Here is a 2,231-nt window from a genome sequence, read left to right as displayed (position 1 = left end):
GGCCGCCGCGGTGAGCGCCCTCGCCGGCGCTCTCGGCGACATCTCGCAGCACCTGCGCGAGCAGTTCGCGCCCGGGGTGGGCGGGGCGCCGGCACCGAACGCCGGGGGCGACCGCACGGCATACGACATCCCCGTGAGCGACGAGGAGGACTAGATGGCGCTGGCCATTGGCGTGGACATCGGCGGCACCAAGGTGGCCGCAGGGGTGGTGGACACCTCCGGGCAGGTCCTGCGGCGTGCGCGAGCCGACACCCCCGAACGTTCGGTCCGGCCCCAGGTGGTCGAGGACACGATCGTCGGTGTCGTCACCGAACTCATCGAGAGTTGCGCCGAACCGATCGTCGCCATCGGGATCGGCGCCGCGGGATTCGTGGCCGCCGACCGGGCCACCATCGTCTTCTCTCCGCACCTGTCCTGGCGCAACGAGCCCCTGCGCGACCGCCTGAGCGACCGGATCGGCCAGCCGATCTTCATCGACAACGACGCCAATGCCGCCATGTGGGCCGAGGCGAAGTACGGCGCCGTGCGGGGCGAGACCCACGCGATGATGATCACCCTCGGCACCGGCATCGGCGGCGGCATCCTCATGGGCGGCGAGGTGATCCGCGGGCTGTTCGGGATCGCGGGGGAGTTCGGCCACATGCAGGTCGTGCCCGGCGGCCATCGCTGCGAGTGCGGCAACCGCGGATGCTGGGAGCAGTACGCCTCCGGCAACGCGCTCGTGCGCGAGGCGCGCGGGCTCGTGGCCGCCAACAGCCCGCTGGCGCGGGACCTGTATGAACGTGTCGCGGGAGACCCGGCGCGCCTGACCGGTCCGCTGGTCACCGAGGTGGCCCAGGCCGGCGATCGCACCGCCATCGAGTTGCTCACCGAGGTCGGCACCTGGCTCGGCATCGGCATCGCGAACCTCGCGGCGGCGTTCGACCCGGGGGCCTTCGTCATCGGCGGCGGCGTCAGCGCCGCCGGCGAGTTGCTGCTCGACCCGGCCCGGCAGGCCTTCCGCAAACAGCTGACCGGGCGCGGCTTCCGGCCGGAGGCACGGATCGTGCGGGCCGAACTCGGCAACGAGGCGGGGCTGATCGGTGCGGCCGACCTGGCCCGCGAGAGCGTGGCCGGCTGAGTGTCCCGGCTGCGCATCGCGAGCTACAACACCCGCGATTTCCTCGACGACCGCGCGGCTGCTGCCCGGCTCATCCGGGCCATCGACCCGGACGTGCTGTGCCTGCAGGAGGTGCCGCGGCGGCTGTTCGCGCCGCAGCGGGTGGCCGCCTTCGCTGCCGAGTGCGGGCTGACCTGGTCGGGGCACCACCGCGGCAGCGGAGGCACGACGATCTTCACCTCGCTGCGGGTGCAGGTCGTGGAGTCCAAGCACTTCCGGCTGCGGGTCAAGCTGGCGCAGCGGACGCGCGGCTTCGCGCTCGCCCGGGTCGCGATCCCCGGGCGGGAACCGATCGCCGTCGCGTCTGTGCACCTCAGCCTCGACGCCGCCGAACGGGCCGTCCACGCCCGCGAGATCCTGCGCGCAACCGGCACGACCGACACCGTCCTGTGCGGTGACCTCAACGAACAGTCCGACGGCGCCGCCTGGCAGCTGATCGCCACCCCGCTGCGGCTGATCTCCCCGACCAAGCCGACCCATCCCTCTTGGGGGCCGCGGCGCCTGCTCGACGTCATCTTCGCCTCACCGGGCATCGAACCGCTGCCGCACGTGGACATCGCGCTCGACCCCGAGGACATGTCGATGGCCAGCGACCACCGCCCCGTGTGGGTCGACGTCCGCACCGGCCCGGACGACTCGTAACCGTCGGATCGGAGTGACCACGGAGCGGCTTGACCTCGGGGGATCCTTCAGACCACCGCGCCGTCGCCGCGGTCGTGGTCGTCGCCGCGCAGGACCAGCAGCACGAACCCGCCGATCGTCATACCGGCGCCGGCCCAACCCCACAGATCGGAGACGTCGGGGCGGAACAGCACGAGCCACAGCAGGATGAGGGGGCCGCCGACGAGGCCGATGATGATCCCCCAGAAGTGCAGATCCTGCTGCGGCGGCAGGGGGCGCGGGGGCGGCGGCTCGTAGTGGTCCTCCGCCTCGATCTGATCCAGCAGTTCGTCGTATGCCGCGTCACCGCTCGCGCCGCGCCATACCGGGACGTCGAGCCCCCGCGGCGGCGGGGGAGCAGGCCGGAAGACCGGGGGCGGGTTGACCGCGTCCCGCGGCGGGGCGGGATCGG

2 protein-coding genes and 1 pseudogene are annotated in these 2,231 nt (G+C 72.8%); 2 read left to right on the top strand and 1 reads right to left on the bottom strand.

The features are described from left to right. Positions 1-154: 154 nt before the first annotated feature. Together BN11_RS16130 and BN11_RS16125 are read left to right on the top strand one after the other, a co-directional pair. Complete coding sequence (locus tag BN11_RS16130) at positions 155-1,120, top strand: ROK family glucokinase (RefSeq protein ID WP_048699390.1); 966 nt, start codon at positions 155-157, stop codon at positions 1,118-1,120. Continuing rightward, positions 1,121-1,801, top strand: coding sequence for an endonuclease/exonuclease/phosphatase family protein (locus BN11_RS16125; RefSeq protein WP_048699389.1), 681 nt, complete (start codon positions 1,121-1,123; stop codon positions 1,799-1,801). A gap of 47 nt (positions 1,802-1,848) precedes the next feature. Here the strand turns inward: BN11_RS16125 and BN11_RS24085 are convergent. Next, positions 1,849-2,231, bottom strand: a pseudogene (locus BN11_RS24085) (hypothetical protein); the annotation flags it as partial.

It is taken from the genome of Nostocoides australiense Ben110 (assembly GCF_001050535.1).
Lineage (GTDB): Bacteria > Actinomycetota > Actinomycetes > Actinomycetales > Dermatophilaceae > Nostocoides_A > Nostocoides_A australiense.
This window is presented reverse-complemented; position numbering and strand designations above follow the sequence as displayed.